This is a genomic window from Serratia nematodiphila DZ0503SBS1, from assembly GCF_000738675.1.
Classification (GTDB): Bacteria; Pseudomonadota; Gammaproteobacteria; order Enterobacterales; family Enterobacteriaceae; genus Serratia; species Serratia nematodiphila.
The window spans coordinates 309,882-327,732 of the sequence record NZ_JPUX01000002.1 but is presented as its reverse complement, the minus strand read 5'-3'; the positions used below and the strand labels follow the sequence as shown (position 1 = coordinate 327,732).

Annotated in this window: 15 protein-coding genes; 3 read left to right on the top strand and 12 right to left on the bottom strand. The window is 61.4% G+C overall.

Annotated features, from left to right (window positions below):
- Positions 1-30 precede the first annotated feature (30 nt).
- Genes zitB through JL05_RS22160 form a run of 3 tightly spaced genes read right to left on the bottom strand, consistent with a single transcriptional unit; the run spans position 31 to position 4,795 of the window.
- On the bottom strand, positions 31-993 hold the full coding sequence (zitB, locus tag JL05_RS22170; RefSeq protein WP_033633903.1) for a CDF family zinc transporter ZitB: 963 nt from the start codon (positions 991-993) through the stop codon (positions 31-33).
- Complete coding sequence (locus JL05_RS22165) at positions 993-4,193, bottom strand: ATP-binding protein (RefSeq protein WP_033633902.1); 3,201 nt, start codon at positions 4,191-4,193, stop codon at positions 993-995. The genes zitB and JL05_RS22165 overlap by 1 nt, the downstream gene beginning before the upstream one ends.
- Complete coding sequence (locus JL05_RS22160; RefSeq protein ID WP_033634136.1) at positions 4,190-4,795, bottom strand: response regulator; 606 nt, start codon at positions 4,793-4,795, stop codon at positions 4,190-4,192. The genes JL05_RS22165 and JL05_RS22160 overlap by 4 nt, the downstream gene beginning before the upstream one ends.
- A gap of 212 nt (positions 4,796-5,007) precedes the next feature.
- On the opposite strand from JL05_RS22160, the gene aroG reads away from it, so the two are divergent.
- The 3 genes from aroG to JL05_RS22145 all read left to right on the top strand — a co-directional run bounded on the left by aroG (position 5,008) and on the right by JL05_RS22145 (position 8,556).
- Positions 5,008-6,060 carry a 3-deoxy-7-phosphoheptulonate synthase AroG gene (gene aroG / locus JL05_RS22155; RefSeq protein ID WP_033633901.1) on the top strand — a complete coding sequence of 351 codons (1,053 nt, stop codon included), beginning with the start codon at positions 5,008-5,010 and terminating at the stop codon, positions 6,058-6,060.
- A 260-nt stretch (positions 6,061-6,320) separates the two neighbouring features.
- The gene (locus JL05_RS22150; protein WP_033633900.1) at positions 6,321-7,511 is read left to right on the top strand and encodes a YjgN family protein; all 1,191 of its coding nucleotides are present in this window, start codon (positions 6,321-6,323) and stop codon (positions 7,509-7,511) included.
- Between the two features lie 7 nt (positions 7,512-7,518).
- Complete coding sequence (locus JL05_RS22145; RefSeq protein ID WP_033633899.1) at positions 7,519-8,556, top strand: M48 family metallopeptidase; 1,038 nt, start codon at positions 7,519-7,521, stop codon at positions 8,554-8,556.
- Between the two features lie 46 nt (positions 8,557-8,602).
- Here JL05_RS22145 and gpmA read toward each other — a convergent pair whose 3' ends face one another.
- The 9 genes from gpmA to modE form a co-directional block, all read right to left on the bottom strand.
- Positions 8,603-9,355 carry a 2,3-diphosphoglycerate-dependent phosphoglycerate mutase gene (gene gpmA, locus JL05_RS22140; protein ID WP_004939834.1) on the bottom strand — a complete coding sequence of 251 codons (753 nt, stop codon included), beginning with the start codon at positions 9,353-9,355 and terminating at the stop codon, positions 8,603-8,605.
- 216 nt (positions 9,356-9,571) lie between these two features.
- Positions 9,572-9,919: a PsiF family protein gene (locus tag JL05_RS22135; protein ID WP_033633898.1), complete on the bottom strand. Its 348-nt coding sequence runs from the start codon at positions 9,917-9,919 to the stop codon at positions 9,572-9,574.
- Between the two features lie 197 nt (positions 9,920-10,116).
- Positions 10,117-11,160, bottom strand: coding sequence for a galactose-1-epimerase (gene galM, locus JL05_RS22130; RefSeq protein ID WP_033633897.1), 1,044 nt, complete (start codon positions 11,158-11,160; stop codon positions 10,117-10,119).
- A complete protein-coding gene (galK, locus tag JL05_RS22125) occupies positions 11,154-12,305 on the bottom strand; it encodes a galactokinase (RefSeq protein ID WP_033633895.1) in 1,152 nt (383 codons plus the stop codon). The genes galM and galK overlap by 7 nt, the downstream gene beginning before the upstream one ends.
- The gene (gene galT / locus JL05_RS22120; protein WP_033633894.1) at positions 12,302-13,354 is read right to left on the bottom strand and encodes a galactose-1-phosphate uridylyltransferase; all 1,053 of its coding nucleotides are present in this window, start codon (positions 13,352-13,354) and stop codon (positions 12,302-12,304) included. The genes galK and galT overlap by 4 nt, the downstream gene beginning before the upstream one ends.
- Positions 13,355-13,641: 287 nt before the next feature.
- Positions 13,642-14,460 (bottom strand): CPBP family intramembrane glutamic endopeptidase, encoded by an 819-nt coding sequence (locus JL05_RS22115; protein ID WP_033633893.1) that lies wholly within the window; start codon positions 14,458-14,460, stop codon positions 13,642-13,644.
- Between the two features lie 166 nt (positions 14,461-14,626).
- Positions 14,627-15,199: a cysteine hydrolase family protein gene (locus JL05_RS22110; protein ID WP_033633892.1), complete on the bottom strand. Its 573-nt coding sequence runs from the start codon at positions 15,197-15,199 to the stop codon at positions 14,627-14,629.
- A gap of 94 nt (positions 15,200-15,293) precedes the next feature.
- Positions 15,294-16,781, bottom strand: a complete 1,488-nt coding sequence (gene modF / locus JL05_RS22105) for a molybdate ABC transporter ATP-binding protein ModF (RefSeq protein ID WP_033634135.1) — start codon at positions 16,779-16,781, stop codon at positions 15,294-15,296.
- Positions 16,782-16,871: 90 nt separating this feature from the next.
- Complete coding sequence (gene modE / locus JL05_RS22100) at positions 16,872-17,663, bottom strand: molybdenum-dependent transcriptional regulator (protein WP_033633891.1); 792 nt, start codon at positions 17,661-17,663, stop codon at positions 16,872-16,874.
- Between the last annotated feature and the right edge of the window lie 188 nt (positions 17,664-17,851).

Genomic DNA, 17,851 nt, shown 5'->3' with positions numbered 1-17,851 from the left:
CAGAGGGCGCCGTGATGGCGCCCTCTTGGCTTAGTGGCGATGCCCCAGGTGCGAATGCGCTTCGGCATGTGAGTGTTCACTCGGCTCCGGCGCCCGATTGATACCGCAGTCCGGCGTCTCGCAATGCCGGTACTCCATCTGAATGGTCACGTGGCCGATCTTGTAGTGTTGCAACAGATAAGCCTGGATGCGTTGCAACAGCCCATCGTGGTCATGTGGCGGGATCACCTGCGCATGCAGCGTCATCAGCTTCTGTTCGCCGATCTGCCAGACGTGTACGTGGTGGATATTGCGCACTTCCGGGATGTTCAGGCACAGGTCTTTTTGCAGCTTGGCGATATCGAACTCCTGCGGTGTGCCTTCCAGCAGCTCGTGGAAGCTCTCCTTCAGCAGCCGCCAGGCGCTGCGCAGTACCAGACAGGAGACCAGTACCGACAGGATCGGGTCAATCGGCGTCCAGCCGGTGGCGAGAATAACGATGGCCGCGACGATAGCGCCCACCGAGCCGAGCAGGTCGCCCAGCACATGCAGCGCGGCGGCGCGCACGTTGATATTTTTCTCTTCGCTGCCGCGATGCAGCAGCCAGAAGGCGAACAGGTTCGCCAGCAGCCCCGCTATGGCGATGATCAGCATCGGGGTACCCATCACCGGCTGCGGTTCGAAGAAACGCCGTATCGCCTCCCACAGGATGAATACCACGATCACCAGCAGCGCTGCGGCGTTGAGGAAGGCCGCCAGCGTGGTCAGGCGCAGGTAGCCGAAGGTGTGGCGCGCGTTGGGTTTGCGCTGGGAGAAGTGTACCGCCATCAGCGCCACCAGCAGCGCGGCGGCGTCGGTCAGCATATGGCCGGCGTCGGCCAACAGCGCCAGCGAGCCGGACAACAGGCCGCCGACCACCTCGGCCACCATAAAGACGGCGGTGACTAAAAAAGCGGTCAGTAGGCGTTTACTATTACTGTCTTTCGGCAGGTGTACGTGTGGAGTGTCCGACATTATTCATCCTTATGCATAGCGAAAGAGGGGGCAGCGGCGAGCAGAGCGCCCAGCTCCGGTTCTATCTGCGCCACTAACGCCTTTAATTTAGTATAAGCGGCGGCGGCAAGCTCGCCCCGACGTGCGGTATCCACCAGCTGTTGGCACAGTTGCGCAGCTTCCGGCAGCTGCAGCATCAGCAGGCTGCCCTTGATGCGGTGTGCCGCCTGCTCCAGGCGAGGCCAGTCGTTCGCGGCGACGGCGTCCGCGAGCCGCTGCCGGTCTTGCCGCAGCGTATCGCCGAGGGTCTGCGCCAGCCGCTGCATCATGGCGCGATCGCCGCCCGCCATTTCGGCCAGCGTTTGCCGCAGGTCAGTAAGGACTGACTTTTCTTCCTGAACCTGCGGTTGCTGAGCCAATACCTGGCCGATCGCCGCCAGTGAAATCGGCTTGGTCAGGAAGTGGTCGATCGCCACCAGCCCTGGCGGGATGCGGGTAAACTCCTGCACGTCTGCCGAGCAGAGCACGATGCGGCAAGGCGGGCGCCGTAGCCGCTGTTCGTCGCGGCGGATCAGCCTGGCCAGCGTCAGGCCGTCCGGGCGCGGCATGTTATAGTCGATAAACAGCAGATCGAAAGGTTGCCGGCGCTGAGCCTTCAGCAGCGCATAGCCTTGTTCAAAGCGGGCCGGCTGCAGCCCGAAGTGGCGCAGCTGGCGTTCCAGCAACAACAAATTGGTGGGATGGTCGTCGATCAGCGCGGTACGCAAGGTGGAAGACGGCAGAGCAAAGGTGTGCTCCTCCTGGGCGCCAGCCGTCGCGGCGCCGCTCAGCTCGACCGGTATCGCGACCTCGACGCGGGTGCCGACGCCCGGCTGCGAGTGCAACTCGATGCGGCCGCCCATCTGTTCGACGATTTCTTTGCAGATCGACAGGCCCAAACCGGTACCTTGCACCGAGATGCGTTGCGCGCCGCGCGCGCGGTAAAACGGTTGGAACAGTTTGCCTATTTCATCGGCGGCGATGCCGCAGCCGCTGTCGTTCACCGTTAATCGCAATTCCCCCTGCCGCTCATCCTGCGCGCGCCAGCCGACGTAGACCTGAATGGCGCCGCGCGGCGTGAACTTTATCGCGTTGTTTATCAGGTTGTTAGCCACCTGAAGTAAACGCTCACCATCAATAATCACCGCCTCCGGCAGAGCCGGATCCGCCACCACGCTCAAGGTCAACGGCCGTTCGCCGATCAGCGGCCGGTAAAGGGCGTCGATGCGCGCGACCCAGGGGCGCAGCGCCACCGGTTTCGGCGCCAGCGTCAACGACCCGGTTTCCAGCCGCGCGTGATCCTGCAGGTCGTTGAGCAGGTTGAGCAGCGATGAGGCCGAACTGTAAATCACCGGCAGGCCTTCCGGCGCAGGTTGGCGTTTGAGCTCCAGTTCCAGCAGGCCGAGGATGGCGTGCATCGGCGTGCGCAGTTCATGGCTGACGGTGGCGAGGAATTTGCTCTTCATGCGGTTTTCCGCTTCGGCGCGGCGGCGCGCCTGCTCGAGCTCTTCGCGTTCGCGTTTTTCACGGCGCTGCAGCATGAAACGGCGCAGCGTCAGCGCCAGCAGCAGCACGGTGGCGGCGGCCAACAGCGCCAGCAACCAGGTGGTCTGCGGCGGCATGCGGTTGTCGTTCACCGCGTCGATCAGGTTGCTGCGGTCGACGATCCACTCGTCGCGCAGCGATTGCAGGGTATCCGCCGGGATCTGCATCAGGTTCTTATCCAGGATCGCCAGCAGCAGCGGCCGATCGCGGCGCACGCCGAAGGCCACCGGATAGGGGATGTTGTTGGCGGCGAAGGCCAGCTTGATGGCGCCGGAATAGCGCGACAGCGCCAAAAAGTTGGCGGAGATGACGTTATCCACCAGCGCATCCAGCTGGCCGTTGGCCAGCGCGTCGTACATCGACTTGCTGTCGGCGAAGCTGACGGTCTGTTCCTGCTCCGGCACCAGCCCCTGAGCCAAATCGCCCTGCAGCACGCCGATGCGCTTGCCGGCCAGATCGCTCCAGGTCGAGACGCCGTTGGCATACTGGCCGACGTAAACGCCCCACAGCGAACGGTGGATCGGCATGCTGGCGCCGTAGCGCGCCTTGACGCCGCGCGCCAGCGGCAGGGCGGCGCGGAAGCTGGCCTGGCCGGACTGCACCAGCTGATCGGCCTGCTCGGCATTGCGCGCCCACAGCGGCGCGAAACGCAGCCCGGTGTTTTGCGCGATGATGTTGAGAATATCGATGGCGTAGCCGCGCGGCTGGCCGTCGGAACCGCGGTAGGCGAACGGGAAGTTGTTCTCGATGGCGGCGTAGTAAACCACGCGGTGGCTCGCTACCCAATTCTTCTCCATCGTCGTCAGATCGGCATTGCCGGTATCGAGGTAGCTGGGGATCTTTTTGCTCCAGCGGCTCTGCAGGGCATTCATCAGTTCCATCGGCGCGTCGGCGATGGCGGTGTTCAGCGTGTCTATCAGCCGCGGATCGGCGGCGGCGAACACGAAGGAGAGGTTGCCCAGGTTCTCGTTGCTTTCAATCTGATAGAGCTGGCCAAGCTGCAGCTGGTCGATGATAAAGCTGGCGCTGGCCTCGTCGGCGATAAAGTAGTCGCTGCTGCCGTTCAGCAGCGAATAGACCGCCTGCAGGTTGTTGTCGTAGCGCTGGATCTGCGATGCCACCGCCTGCAGGGCGCCGCCGGACTGCATGTCGGTCAGCGCGCCGATCGCGACGCGGGCGTTGGCGGAATTGAGCATCACCGGCCGATCGTTGCTGCGATCGCGCAATACGCGCAGGTTGCTGACGTAGTAAGGCTGGGAGATCTCCAGCCCGTGCAGCGCTTCGCTCTGCGGGATGCCGTACAACAGATCGACCTTGCCGTCGTGCAGCGCCTGCTCCAACTGGGTCAGGTCGGCGAAGCCGTAAATGGCGAAGCGGATGCCGGTCACCTGCTGAATATAGCCGAGGTAGTCGGCGTTCAGCCCATACAGATCGTCATCCACAATGATGTTGTACGGGCTGGTGTTCTCACTGATGATGCCGACGCGCAGCGTGCGATCGCGCCAGGGATTTTTCTCGCCGACGATCAGCATATTCTCGGGGGGATTCAGGTTGCTGACCAACTGATAGCGCACCGGCTCCCCCGCCTGCGCCAGGCCGCACCACAGGATCAGCAGCAGCAGGGCGCGGCGCATCATGGCGCCAGCTCTTTAAACACCGCTACCAGCTCCAGCAGATTACCGGCGCCGGTTTTGCGCTGGATGTTTTTCTTGTGGGTGCTGACGGTCTTGTTGCTGATGTGCAGCCGGTCGGCGATCTGCAGGTTGGACAGCCCCTGGCTCAGCAAACCCAGCACCTCGAGCTCCTTGGGCGTGAGCAGCCCGCCGTCCGCCGTCGGCGCTTCTTCGGCCAGCGCGGCGGCGGGGAAACTGGTTTCACCGTCCAGCACCTGCTCGATCGCCTGCACCAACTCCGCCAGCGAGCTGCCTTTGTTGACGAAACCGTCGGCGCCGGCGGCATGCGCCATGCGCGCATACACATCGGCCTCTTGCGCGGTATAGATCAGGATCTTCTGTTGCGGGTAGCGGCGGCGGATTTTTTTCAACAGCTGCAGCCCGTCGACCTGCGGCAGGCCGATATCCAGGATCACCAGGCTGAAAGCGGTCTCGGCCAGCAGAGCCAGCGCCTGGACGTCGTCCTGCGCCGCCTGCAGACGGTAGGGGCGGGATGATTTCATTAGCGCCGCTTCCAGTGCGACATGAACCACCGGGTGGTCATCAACTAATAACAGAGAAGGCATGTTCAACTCGGGTCGCTTTATATTCCGATCGCTAGCATAGCGAAAAAGGAGGCTCTGCGCTCCCCTGATGAAACAGCACAATCTGCTGTTAATTTGGCGGTTCCAGCGGAGGGGGGCAAAGGTGATTTACAGCGCCATTCCCACAGGCTAGATTGTTGGGATCTACACCGTTACGCACTGCGAAATACCCCTCGATACCGAATGGAAAAGCTATGAATTACCAAAACGACGACTTACGCATTAATGATATTAAGGAACTCCTGCCGCCGGTGGCTCTGCTGGAGAAATTCCCGGCCACTGAACGCGCGGCAAAGACGGTGTCCCAGGCCCGCAGCGCAATTCACAATATCCTTCGTGGCAGCGACGATCGCCTGCTGGTGGTGATTGGTCCTTGCTCCATCCACGATACCCAAGCCGCCAAAGAGTACGCGGGGCGCCTGCTGGCGCTGCGTGAAGAACTGAGCGGCGAGCTGGAAGTGGTGATGCGCGTATACTTCGAAAAACCGCGCACCACCGTGGGCTGGAAAGGCCTGATCAACGATCCGCAGATGGACAACAGCTTCAACATCAACGACGGCCTGCGCCTGGCGCGCAAGCTGCTGGTGGAGATCAACGACAGCGGCCTGCCGGCCGCCGGCGAATTCCTCGACATGATCACGCCGCAGTACCTGGCGGATCTGATGAGCTGGGGCGCCATCGGCGCGCGCACCACGGAATCGCAGGTGCACCGCGAGCTGGCCTCCGGCCTCTCGTGCCCGGTCGGTTTCAAGAACGGTACCGACGGCACCATCAAGGTGGCGATCGACGCCATCAACGCCGCCGGCGCGCCGCACTGCTTCCTGTCGGTGACCAAGTGGGGCCACTCGGCGATCGTTAACACCAGCGGCAACGGCGACTGCCACATTATCCTGCGCGGCGGCAAAGAGCCGAACTACAGCGCGGCGCACGTGAAGGACGTCAAAGCCGGCCTGAGCAAAGCCGGGCTGCCGGCGCAGGTGATGATCGACTTCAGCCACGCCAACAGCAGCAAACAGTTCAAAAAGCAGCTGGACGTGAGTGCGGACGTGTGCGGGCAGATCAGCGGCGGTGAAAAAGCGATTATCGGCGTGATGATCGAAAGCCACCTGGTGGAAGGTAACCAGAGCCTCGAAAGCGGCGAGCCGCTGGTTTACGGCAAGAGCGTCACCGACGGCTGCATCGGCTGGCAGGACACCGAAACCGTGCTGCGCGATCTGGCGGCGGCGGTGAAAGCGCGCCGCGGTTAATCGCGTAAAGAGGGGCTCGCCAGCGGGCCCTTTTTCTATTTACCTTAAAATTTTATATCTCCTGTCAATTTAAGGCCTACAGTCAATAGGCTTACTAAATCTTTAAGCGACCCCCTTCGCATTATTCCTATTTAAGAAAAGAATAATTGTCACTGCTCGCGGCATTGTGCTTATATAAGACGCTTTTTTTATTCCATAAACCCCGCAGGCCTAATAAGCGGGGAGTGGTATGACCTTATTCCTTTCAGGATGAAAGAATTATGACAAACAATACCTCGCAGCCGCTGGGGCTGCACCGGATTAAATTCCATGGGAAAGGTGGTGAGTACTTCGCTATTTGGTTAGTCAATGCATTATTGACCGCCCTGACCCTGGGAATCTATTCCGCCTGGGCGACGGTGCGCCGTCGCCGCTATTTTTACGGCAACACGGAATTGGACGGCGATCGTTTCGACTACCATGCACAACCGCTGCAAATTCTGAAAGGGCGGCTGTTGGTGATCGGCGGCATCATCGTGTTTTATATCTTGCTGGCGATAACGCCACTGTTGGGGCTGCTGGCTTTGCTGGTGTTGCTTGCCCTGCTGCCGTGGATCGTTATCCGCAGCTGGCGCTACAATGCGATTATGTCGAGCTATCGCGGCGTGCGTTTTAATTATGTCTGCCGCACCGGGCGCGCCTATTGGGCTTTACTGTTCTGCCCGTTATTGCTGATTATCGGGCTGTATGTCGGTCTGATCATCTTGCTCGGCATTGGCAGCGGTCTTGGCAGCATCAACGCCATCGCTTTTATGCTGGTGCTGACGCTGATTTTGGCCGTGCCGGCATTTGCGGCGGTAAATGGTATTATTAGCGCACTGCAGCATGATTTGTACGTTAATAACCTGTTCTTCGGGCGCACTCCGTTTATTGCCGAACTGAAGAAATCGGCCTTTATCAAATTTGCCTTGATCGGCCTGCTCATATTCCTGCCATTCATGTTGGTCGCGTTGGTGTGCATCGGTTCGTTCTTCTTTACTCTCTATCAGATGGTGTTGATGGGGATGTTAACCAACGAAGCCATTGATGTGCTGGTGCTGGACAATATCAGCAGCCTTCTGCTGATGATGGTGGTGCTGTTAATCGGCGCGCTGGTGGCCAGCAGCTACCAGGTCGTTGCCCAGCGCAACTATCTGTTTAACCAGGCAAGGCTGAACGGCGACATCAAGCTGCATTCCTCAATGAAAACGCTGCCATACATGGGATTGTTGATCACCAATACCCTGATTACCCTGTTCTCGCTCGGTTTGGCGGCGCCGGTGGCGGAAGTGCGTCATGCCCGTTATCTGGCGGCCTGCACGGCGGTTGAAGGCGATCTGGCGCTGCTGGACATTACGGCGCATCAGGAAAGCGCCAACAGCGCGGTGGCCGAAGAAGCGCTGCAGGCGCTGGATCTGGGCGGCAACTTCTGAGGCGCCGATGATCCTTGAAGGCGCTTATCAGTTGCCGGGACGGGCCGCACGTGAGGCGGCTCGTCTGCTGGTGAACGAAAGCGGCGAAGGCGTGACGTTGCAGCGGCAGGATGAACAGCGTTACATCCCGCTGACGGACATTACCGTTTCTGCCGCGCTGGGTAATATTCCGCTGACGCTCACCTTCAAGGGCGGCGGGCGCTTTGTGCCTGACGACGACGCAGCCTTTCGCCGCTGGTTCTATCAGCGCCGTTCGCCAGGGTGGGTGCATCGCCTGGAACGCCATAAACGCGGCGTCGCTCTGGCGCTGCTGATGACGCTGCTGGCGGTAGTGGCTTACGTTTACGTGGTGCTGCCGTGGGCGAGCAGCGAGATCGCCATGCGCATCCCCACCTCGGTGGAACAGACGCTGGGCAAACATACGCAGACGTTTTTGGACCAGAGCGGCTTCGCGCCCTCTGCACTGCCGGCCGAGCGGCAACGGGCGTTGCAGCAGCTATTTCGGCAGGTGATGCCGGCCGAGATGCGCCAGGAGCGCACGCCGCTCTCGCTGAAGCTGATGGCGGCGCTCGGTGCGCCGAACGCCTTTATGTTGCCCGACGGCACGCTGGTGCTCAGCGATAGCCTGGTCACCTTGTCAAAAAACGACGATGGCCTGGCGGCGGTGATGCTGCATGAGATGGGGCATCACGCTCATCGTCACCCGATGCGCATGTTGGTGCGTTCGTCACTGGTGGCGTTGACGCTGATGTGGATGACGGGTGACGTCAGCGGCATCGGCGATACGCTGCTGCAGTCTGCGTCCTTCGTGAATGAGATGCAGTTTTCTCGCGGGATGGAGCGTGAGGCGGATGCGTTTGCGATAGCGGAAATGCAGCGCCAGGGGCGTTCGCTGGCGGAAATGGCGGCGATCTACCGCGCGTTGGCGCAGGCGCCTGAACGAGAAAAGACCGATGACTGGGCGCTGCCGGCCTGGCTCAGCACCCATCCGGCGATGCAGGAACGGCTGGACGCGGTGAATGAGGCGATGGCGCAGCAGCAATAAAAAAGCCCCCGGTGAAAACCGGGGGCTTTTTCGTGAACGGGCGAAATTACTTCGCTTTACCCTGGTTCGCTACGGCCGCTGCTTTTGCTGCGATCTCGTCGGCGTTACCCAGGTAGTAACGTTTGGTCGGCTTGAAGTTCTCGTCGAACTCATACACCAACGGCACGCCGGTTGGGATGTTCAGCTCGAGGATTTCATCTTCGCTCAGGTTATCCAGGTATTTCACCAGCGCGCGCAGCGAGTTGCCGTGCGCCGCAACGATCACGCGCTCGCCGCTCTTGATGCGTGGCAGGATCTCTTCGTCCCAGTAAGGGATAACGCGATCGATGGTCAGCGCCAGGCTTTCGGTCAGCGGCAGCTCTTGCTCGGTCAGAGAAGCGTAGCGCGGATCGTGGCCAGGGTAACGTTCGTCTTCTTTGGTCAGCTCAGGTGGGGTCACCGCGAAGCCGCGACGCCATTGTTTCACCTGCTCGTCGCCGTATTTTTCTGCGGTTTCCGCTTTGTTCAGACCCTGCAGCGCGCCGTAGTGACGTTCGTTCAGCTTCCAGGATTTTTCGGTTGGCAACCAGGCCTGATCCAGCTCGTCGAGGATGTTCCACAGGGTGTGGATCGCGCGCTTCAGTACGGAGGTGTAAGCGAAGTCGAAAGTGAAACCTTCTTCTTTCAACAGCTTGCCTGCTGCTTTCGCTTCGGTGCGGCCCTTGTCGGACAGATCAACATCATACCAACCGGTGAAGCGGTTTTCTTGGTTCCACTGGCTTTCGCCGTGACGCACCAGAACCAGCTTAGTTACAGCCATAGCTTAACTCCTTAATAATCTGACATTTCAATGATAACGAAAATCATTATATTGCCGCGGGCCGGGGCTCGGCAATCGATAGTGTCTAACCATAGCCAATTTCTTGCCGCAAAGTAAGGGCTGGCGAAAGGAAAAAGCTGAATCGTTCAGGCTGATGCGGAAGGGGGAGAAACGGCACGTCGGAATCGCTCCGGACGCGCCGTGGCGTGGGGAAAATCAGGCCGATTTTTTCAGGCAGTTGCTCATGAAGGTTTTACGCGCGTCGCCCTTCAGATCCTTGGTCTTGGCGTCGGCATTGCAGCTTTTCATTTTCTGCTGCTGCGGCGTCAGGGTTTTGCCGGACGCAGCGGTGCCTTCGGACTTCAGGCAGGTGCTCATAAAGGTGGAGCGATCGGCGCCTTTCAGCGACTTGGTGGATGCCTGCTGGTTGCAATCGGTCATGCGTTTCTGTTGGGCCGCCTGCGCCGGCGAAGGCGTTTTCGTCGCCGTCGTCGCGTCGGCCGCCATCAGATTGGTGCTCAGCATTAAGCCCGCCAGCAATGGAAGTGCAGTAATCAGACGCATAGGTGTTCCTTCAGCTATTGATTGGCCGCCATCGGCCGAAAATTGTGACGTTGCACAAGGCGTTGTGCTTATCACGGTAGCCTGAGTGTAGTGTGCGCTTTGGAATAAGGGAAGGTGGGCGCCGTTGGGGGGATGGCGCTAAAAGGTAAGCATTTATAACAAATTGCCCCCGGCCGCGCGGCGAGGGGCGTAGCGGGTCAGATAGGATAAAACTGATAATGCGTGGCGCTGCGGTAGCGGCTCCCCGGTTGCAGCCAACAGTCCGGCTGCGGCCACTCGGGATGGTGCGGGCTGTCCGGCAAAAACTCGCTCTCCAACGCCACGCCGGCATGGTTGGCGTAGCTGCCGCCATCGCGCGCCGGCGTGCCGGCCAGATAATTGCCGCTGTAGAGCTGCAGCGCAGGCGCGTCGGTGAACACGCTCATTTGCACTTGCCCGTCGGCGGACCACAAATGCGCCGCCGGGCTCTCCAGCGCCCCGCAGGTACGATGCAGCAGAAAGGCGTGATCGTAGCCTTGCACCCGCTGCTGGTCGCGATCGCGCAGGAAATCCTGCAGCAGCGTTTTCGGCTGGCGGAAATCCATGCCGCTGCCGTCCACCGGCGTCAGATCGGCGCAGGGAATGCCCTCGGCGTCGACAGGCAGGTAGCGATCGGCGAACAGCTGCAACCGTTGGGCGCGGGCGTCGGTGCCGGCGCCGTCCAGATTGAAATAGGCGTGGTTGGTCAGATTGACCGGGCAGGGGCGATCGACCTGCGCCAGATAGTTGATTTCCAGGCGATTATCCGAGGTCAGGCGGTAACAAACCTGCACGTCGAGATTGCCGGGGAAACCCTGATCGCCCTCCGCCGAATGCAGCGCATAGCAGACCTGCTGCGCATCATGCTGCACCCGGCGCCAGCGGCGGGCATGAAAACCGTCGGGGCCACCGTGCAGCTGATGGGCGCCCTGATTGGCGGCCAGCGCATGGGGTTTCCCGCCGATGGGCAGACTGGCGTTGGCGATGCGGTTGGCGTAACGGCCGACGGTGGCACCCAGATAGGCGCCCTGACGTGGGTAGTCCGCCGGGCTGTGGCAGCCCAGCAACAGCTCGCGCTTTTCACCGGATTTGAGCGGCAAGACGGCGGACAGCCAGGTGGCGCCCCAGTCCATCAGCGTCACCGTCATGCCGCCGGCGTTTTGCAGCAGTGTCAGCTGGTAAGGTTGCCCATCGGGCGCCGCTGCCGCGGTTGCCGTCAGCATGTACCGGCTCCCTGCGAAGCCTGGCAGACATAGAACGTTTCCTGCAATCCGCCGGTTTGCCGCGGATACTCGTGCGCCACGGCGGCACGCACCGTCTCCACGAGATCCTGCGGCATCAACGCGACGATGCAGCCGCCAAAGCCGCCGCCGGTCATGCGCACGCCACCGCGCGGGCCGATCGTCGCTTTGACGATCTCGACCAACCGATCGATCGGCGGTACGGTGATTTCAAAGTCATCGCGCATCGAGGCGTGGGATTCCGCCATCAGCCGGCCCATGCGCTGCAGGTCGCCGGCCGCCAGCGCGTCGGCCGCCGCCAGCGTGCGGGCGTTCTCGCTGATGACGTGCCGCGCGCGTTTGGCCACCAACGGATCCAACTGATGTTGACGCGCTGCAAACTGTTCGGGGCTGACGTCGCGCAGCGCCTTGACGCCGAAGAACCGCGCCGCTTCTTCGCACTGTGTGCGGCGGGTGTTGTACTCGCTGTCCACCAGCCCGCGTTGCACATTGGAGTTGATGATCACCACCGCGACGCTGCCCGGCATCGGCACCGCACGGGTCTCCAGCGAGCGGCAGTCGATCAGCAGAGCGCTGTCGCGCCGGCCGAGCGCGGAGATCAACTGGTCCATGATGCCGCAGTTGCAGCCGACGAACTGGTTCTCCGCCTCCTGGCCGTTCAGCGCCAGCGCCACGCCGTCCAACGGCAGCTGATAGAGCGCCTGCAGCGCCTGGCCCACCGCCACCTCCAGCGCGGCGGAGGAGCTGAGCCCCGCCCCTTGCGGCACATTGCCGGCGATCACCAGATCCGCGCCGCCGAAGTCGGCGTTGCGGCGCTGAAGATGTTTCACCACGCCGCGCACATAGTCGGACCAGCGCTGATCGGGGTGGCTGACGATCGGCTCGTCGAGCGAGAATTGATCCTGCTGATTCTGATAATCGGCGGCCAGCACGCGGATCTGACGGTCGTCGCGCTTGGCGCAGGCGATGACGGTTTGGTAATCGATGGCGCAGGGCAGCACGAAGCCGTCGTTGTAATCGGTATGCTCGCCGATCAGGTTCACCCGCCCCGGCGCCTGGATGGTCAACGCCGGCGCGTAGCCGAAGTGTTCGGTAAACAGGGAATGGGTAAGCGGTTTCAGGCTCATGCTTGGGCTCCGGCTTCACGGTAATGTATATCGCTGACGGCGCGCAGACGCTCTGCGGCCTGTTCAGCGGTCAGATCGCGCTGGGTTTCCGCCAGCATCTCGTAACCGACCATAAACTTGCGCACGCTGGCTGAACGCAGCAGCGGCGGATAGAAATGGGCGTGCAGCTGCCAGTGCCGGTTGTCGGCACCGTTGAACGGCGCGCCGTGCCATCCCATCGAATAGGGGAAGGAACACTGGAACAGGTTGTCGTAGCGGCTGGTCAGCTTCTTCAGCGCCAGCGCCAGATCTTGGCTTTGCGCCGCGCTGAGATCGGTGATGCGCTGCACCGCCGCTTTCGGCAGCAGCAGCGTTTCAAACGGCCAGGCGGCCCAGTAGGGCACTACCGCCAACCAGTGTTCGGTGTTCACCACGATGCGTTCGCCTGCGGCCAGCTCGCGCTGCGCATAATCCAGCAGCAGCGGGGAGGCGTGTTCCCGAAAATAGTCGTGCTGCAGGCGATCTTCGCGTTCGGCCTCGTTCGGCAGAAAGCTGTTGGCCCAGACTTGCCCGTGCGGGTGCGGGTTGGAGCAGCCCATCGCCGCGCCTTTGTTTTCGAACAGCTGTACCCAGGGATAGTGCTTGCCCAGCTCATCGGTTTGCGCCTGCCAGGCGGCGACCACCTGTTCCAGCGCCGGCAGCGCCAGTTCGGGCAGGGTCTTGCTGTGATCGGGAGAGAAGCAGATCACCCGGCTGACGCCGCGCGCGCTCTGGCTGCGCATCAGCGGATCCTGGCTATCGGGCGCCGGTGGCGTATCGCTCATCAGCGCGGCGAAATCGTTGGCGAAAACATAGGTACCGCGATAATCCGGATTGCGATCGCCGGTGACGCGCGCATTGCCCGGGCACAGGAAACAGTCGGGATCGTGCGTTGGCAGCGTTTCCGTCGGGACGGCTTCTTGTTGGCCCTGCCAGGGGCGCTTGGCGCGGTGCGGTGAAACCAGCACCCACTGGCCGCTGAGCGGGTTGTAGCGGCGGTGCGGATGATCGATAGGGTTAAATTCCGTCATACGGTTCCTTTCTAGGCGCCGACGAAAGTGTAATCGCTTCCAATTACCGTCTTGAGACGCCCGTTGCTGAACAGGGAGAGGCTATTGCGCAGAAAGATAGCACGCCTGCGGCGGTAAAAAGGTGATCTAACGCGAAAAAATGGAATCGTTTACACTTCATAGAAAAGCGCAGGAAGGGCGAAGAAAAGCGGGCGACAACGTGATTGAGGGCATTGCGGTGAGGTGCTGGTGATAGCGTTTTCACCCGACCAGCCGGCAGAGAGGGGGCTCTCTGCCGGCTTCAGCCGTTAAGAATGCTGGTACAGCGGATAGGTGAAGAACAGCAGATGGGTCAGATTAAGCCCGAAATGGAACAGAATCGGCACCCACAGACGGCCGCTCCACATCCACGCCAGGCCGTAGATCACCCCGGCGAGGGTCGCGAAGATCACCATCAGCGTACCGCCCGCCAGATGCGCGGCGCCGAACACCAGGGAGGCGACGATCAGCGCCGGCCAGGCGCCCAGCCACTGGCTGAGACGCTGTTGCAGGTAGCCGCGAAACAGCGCTTCCTCGGCCATGCAGACGAAGAACAGGTTTGCCATCACGAAAGGCAGGATCCAGGCGGGCGCATGCAACTCGATTTTTAAGCCGCCCAGCGCGACGGCCAGCAGCAACAGCGCCGGCACGGCCAGCAGCAGCGCAATCCAGCCCGCTTTGCCAGCGTTGCCGCAGCGTTCGGCGGAAAACAGCGTGGGCAAGCAGGCGAACAGCAGGAAGGGCACCATCGCCTTATCGAAGTTGTAATACATCGTGAACGGCGCGCTGAGCGGGCCGGCTTTTTCGCCGTCGATCATCAGTTGATTGTGGATGCCCGGCACCAGATGCAAGAACAGCGCCACGCAGCCGGCGACCACCAGCCCTTCGAGCGCAATCGCCAGATTACGCTGCTCGCGAAAATGGTGGCGCAGCCCCGCCAACGCCACGATGGCCAACAGGCAACCCAGGCTGAGCGGCGTCAGTACCCCATGATAAAGCCCCATGCCCGCCGAGGCGGCCAGGATCACCCAGGCTATCAGCCGATTAAACGGCAAGAAAAATAACGAAGCAGCCAGTACGCCCCACATAATATGTCCCTTTAAATATGTACACGGCGCTCAGCGCCTTTGCGGCGTGCGATGATGGCGAAATTGAGCGCTAGAGCGGATAGTAGCACACCAAGATGACGCTAAAGGTCGGGGCAGTGATGCATTTGTGCATGATGCTGGCCCACACGACCGGCGGCGATGAGGGTTAGCCTTTCATCCAGGCCTGCGAACGGGTGATTTCGGCCAGGTTTTGCAGGGTATCCAGGCTCTGCTGGTGGATCTCCTGCGTGGGGGCTGCGCACAGATCGTGCAGTACGGTCACCTGGAAACCGGCGTCATGCGCCTGCCGCGCGGTGCTCTCGATGGCGAGCGGCGTGCTGACGCCCGCCAGCAGCAGATGGTGGCACCGATGTTGCCGCAGCCAGGCTAACAAATTGTTACCGGAGAAAGCGCTGACTGCCGTTTTTTCAAACAGCAGATCGGTCTCTTCCTGATGCAGTTCGGGCATCCAGCGGCAGCCCGGGCCGTTTAACCGCAGTGCGCCGATCTGCTTGAGATGGTTGAACAGCGGCGAATGGGGCGGAATGTCATGATAATCGTCGGCGAATCCCACCCGCACCCAAATCACCGGGATTTTTCGCACCCGGGCATAGGCCGCGGCGGCATTGACGTTGGCGAGCAGGTGGGTCGCCGCCACCTGTTCGCGGCAGTGGTTGGCGCGCCCTTTGGGCCCGATCAGATCTTCGATCAGGTCGATGATAATCAACGCAGCGGACATGGCGTCTCCAAAAATGGCCTTCTTCCTTTCTATGATAAAAGGCCAAATGTGATGTGCTGCGGTGAAGTGTTGCCGGATATGTTTACGCCGCGTTTCAGGCGGAGGCCGCCTCCAGCCGTTGCTGTTGGTAACCATAGCCGCCTTCGCCGTCGGGCACGAAGCTGAGGCGGTGAGTGATGCACTGCGGCGCATCTTCGGCATGGTGCGAGACGAACAGCAGCTGGGTGGCGCCCTGGCCGATCAGCACGTCGATGAAGCGGCGCACCAGCTGGCGATTGAGCGGATCCAGCCCCTGCAGCGGCTCGTCGAGGATCAGCAGTGCCGGGTGTTTCACCAGCGCGCGGGCGATCAGCGCCAGCCGCTGTTGGCCCCAGGAAAGGCTGTGGAACGGGGCGTCACCGCGCGCGCCGTTGAGCCCGAGCAGCGCCAGCCATTGTTCGGTCAGCTGCCGCTGACGATCCGAAACCGCCTGATAAATGCCGATCGAATCGAAAAACCCTGACATCACCACGTTGCGCACGCTGGTGTTGACGCGATAATCCAGATGCAGGCTGCTGCTGACGTAGCCGATATGGCGTTTGATTTCCCAGATGGTTTCCCCGCTGCCGCGGCGGCGGCCGAATAGCGTCAGATCGTTGCTGTAGCCCTGTGGATGATCGCCGGTGATCAAGCTGAGCAATGTGGATTTGCCGGCGCCGTTCGGGCCGACGATCTGCCAGTGTTCGCCGGGATTTACCTGCCAGTCGAGGTGATTGAGGATCGGCCGATCGTCATAACTGACCACGCCGTCACGCAGGACGATCAGCGGCTGATCCGCCTGCAGGGCTACTTTTTGCGTCGGATCCTCGGTTTCCGGCAGCGCCAGCCCGCTGAGATTTTCGCTGTGCGCCAGCTGCGCCACCAGCGCGTCCGCCATCACCTGGCTGCGCGGCCCGCGGCTGGTCAGGGTGCAGTCCGCCAGCACGCCCACCCGCCGGACAAAATCCGGGATTTCGTCGAACCGGTTGAGCACCAGCACCAGGGTCTGGCCCTGGGCGGAAAGCTCGCTCAGCAGCGTGGCGAGCTGCGCGCGCGAGTGCACGTCCAGCCCGTCGAAGGGTTCGTCGAGGATCAGCAGGTCGGGCTCGGGCATCAGCGCCCGGCACAGCAGGGTCTTGCGCGTTTCGCCGGTGGAGAGGTATTTGAAGCGGCGCGTCAGCAGGGCGGTGATGCCGAACTGTGCGGCCAGCCGCTCACAGCGCGCGGCGTCTTTCACCTCTTCCTGAATGATCTCAGCCGCGGTGCGGCCGGTGTCGTCCTCGTCCGCGCTGAGCAGATCGGTGTTGTTGCGTTGCCACTCGTCGCTGACCATTTTTTGCAGCTGTTCGAAGGAGATGCGCACCGCGTGCTGAAAGTCGCTGCAACGCTCGCCGCCGAGCAGAACCAGTTCGTCGGCCAGCGCCCGCGCCAGGGCAGATTTGCCGCTGCCGTTGGCGCCGACGAAGGCCCAGCTGTCGCCGGCCTGGATTTCCAGCGCGTCCAGCGTCAGGGTGCGGGTATCGCTTAAGCGGAATGAACCTTGCGAAATGTGCAACGACGACATCACCTGTTCCTTTTTTTGCAATTATTTGCCTTAGAAATAGGCGCATTGCAGGGGGATGTCAATCAACAAAAATGCAACGTTACGTTGCGCTTAACACAACGTGGCGACAATCACGTGGTCGGCGTTGAACAGGGCGTGTACGGTGGCGCCGACGCTCAGCTGCAGACGCTGCAGCTCCGCCGTCGTCAGCGTGGCGCACAGGGTTTCGCCGCCCGCCAGCGTCACCAGCACCTCACTGTGTTCGGTGCCTGGCTGAATGCCGGCCACCACGCCCGCCAGCGCGTTATCCGCGCCGGCATGTTCCGCCGTCTCGACGCTTAACCGCACCCAGGGCGCCTTGATCAGCGCCAGCACCTCTTTGCCCGGCGTCAGCTGCAGCCGGTCGGCGCTTTGCTGGGTAATGGCCGCCGTCAGACGAGTGCTGCCGTCGTTCAACAAAATCGCCAGGTGCTGCTGCACCTGCTGATGATCGCGTTCGATGACGGTACCGAAGAACTGATTGCGCGCGCTGGTTTGCAGCGAGAAGCGCGAGATGGCCGCCAGCAGGCTGTCGAGCGGCAGATCGTCCTGCTGCAACACGTCGAAGGCCTTTTGCTGCACCTGGCCCAGCAGGTCATACAGCTGGATCAGCCGCTGGCCATAGTGCGTCAGCTGTGCGCCGCCGCCGCCTTTCCCGCCGGTGGCGCGGTCCACCACCGTTTGTTCCGCCAACTGGTTCATCTCATTGATGGCATCCCAGGCGCTTTTGTAGCTGATGCCCGCCAGTTTGGCGCCCTGGCTGATGGAGCCGGTGTACTGCACCTGTTTCAGCAGCGCGATGCGGCGCGGATCGGCGAACAGCTTTTGCTGGAGTTTGAGAGTCAGAAGAATTTCGGCCTGCATAGCGCATCCTGTCGGCGGCAAAAATCTTATTGTCGCCGATTTGGCGGCAAAGCGCCAAACGCAGTGCGCTGGAGAGCGGGGTAATAAAGACTGGCATTGCCTTATTGTTATAATATAACATAACAGAAAAACGATAAGGCTTTACGCCGGCTACGGCCGGTTTTTATTTCACCACAGGGATGCTCCAC

Excerpts from the sequence above, each read along its gene's own strand:
- JL05_RS22110 (WP_033633892.1), bottom strand. The coding sequence starts at position 15,199 with ATGTCCGCTGCGTTGATTATCATCGACCTGATCGAAGATCTGATCGGG.
- JL05_RS22135 (WP_033633898.1), bottom strand. The coding sequence starts at position 9,919 with ATGCGTCTGATTACTGCACTTCCATTGCTGGCGGGCTTAATGCTGAGC.
- modE (WP_033633891.1), bottom strand. The coding sequence starts at position 17,663 with ATGCAGGCCGAAATTCTTCTGACTCTCAAACTCCAGCAAAAGCTGTTC.
- aroG (WP_033633901.1), top strand. The coding sequence starts at position 5,008 with ATGAATTACCAAAACGACGACTTACGCATTAATGATATTAAGGAACTC.
- gpmA (WP_004939834.1), bottom strand. The coding sequence starts at position 9,355 with ATGGCTGTAACTAAGCTGGTTCTGGTGCGTCACGGCGAAAGCCAGTGG.
- JL05_RS22160 (WP_033634136.1), bottom strand. The coding sequence starts at position 4,795 with ATGCCTTCTCTGTTATTAGTTGATGACCACCCGGTGGTTCATGTCGCA.
- galM (WP_033633897.1), bottom strand. The coding sequence starts at position 11,160 with ATGCTGACGGCAACCGCGGCAGCGGCGCCCGATGGGCAACCTTACCAG.
- JL05_RS22150 (WP_033633900.1), top strand. The coding sequence starts at position 6,321 with ATGACAAACAATACCTCGCAGCCGCTGGGGCTGCACCGGATTAAATTC.
- zitB (WP_033633903.1), bottom strand. The coding sequence starts at position 993 with ATGTCGGACACTCCACACGTACACCTGCCGAAAGACAGTAATAGTAAA.
- galT (WP_033633894.1), bottom strand. The coding sequence starts at position 13,354 with ATGACGGAATTTAACCCTATCGATCATCCGCACCGCCGCTACAACCCG.
- galK (WP_033633895.1), bottom strand. The coding sequence starts at position 12,305 with ATGAGCCTGAAACCGCTTACCCATTCCCTGTTTACCGAACACTTCGGC.
- JL05_RS22145 (WP_033633899.1), top strand. The coding sequence starts at position 7,519 with ATGATCCTTGAAGGCGCTTATCAGTTGCCGGGACGGGCCGCACGTGAG.
- JL05_RS22115 (WP_033633893.1), bottom strand. The coding sequence starts at position 14,460 with ATGTGGGGCGTACTGGCTGCTTCGTTATTTTTCTTGCCGTTTAATCGG.
- JL05_RS22165 (WP_033633902.1), bottom strand. The coding sequence starts at position 4,193 with ATGATGCGCCGCGCCCTGCTGCTGCTGATCCTGTGGTGCGGCCTGGCG.
- modF (WP_033634135.1), bottom strand. The coding sequence starts at position 16,781 with ATGTCGTCGTTGCACATTTCGCAAGGTTCATTCCGCTTAAGCGATACC.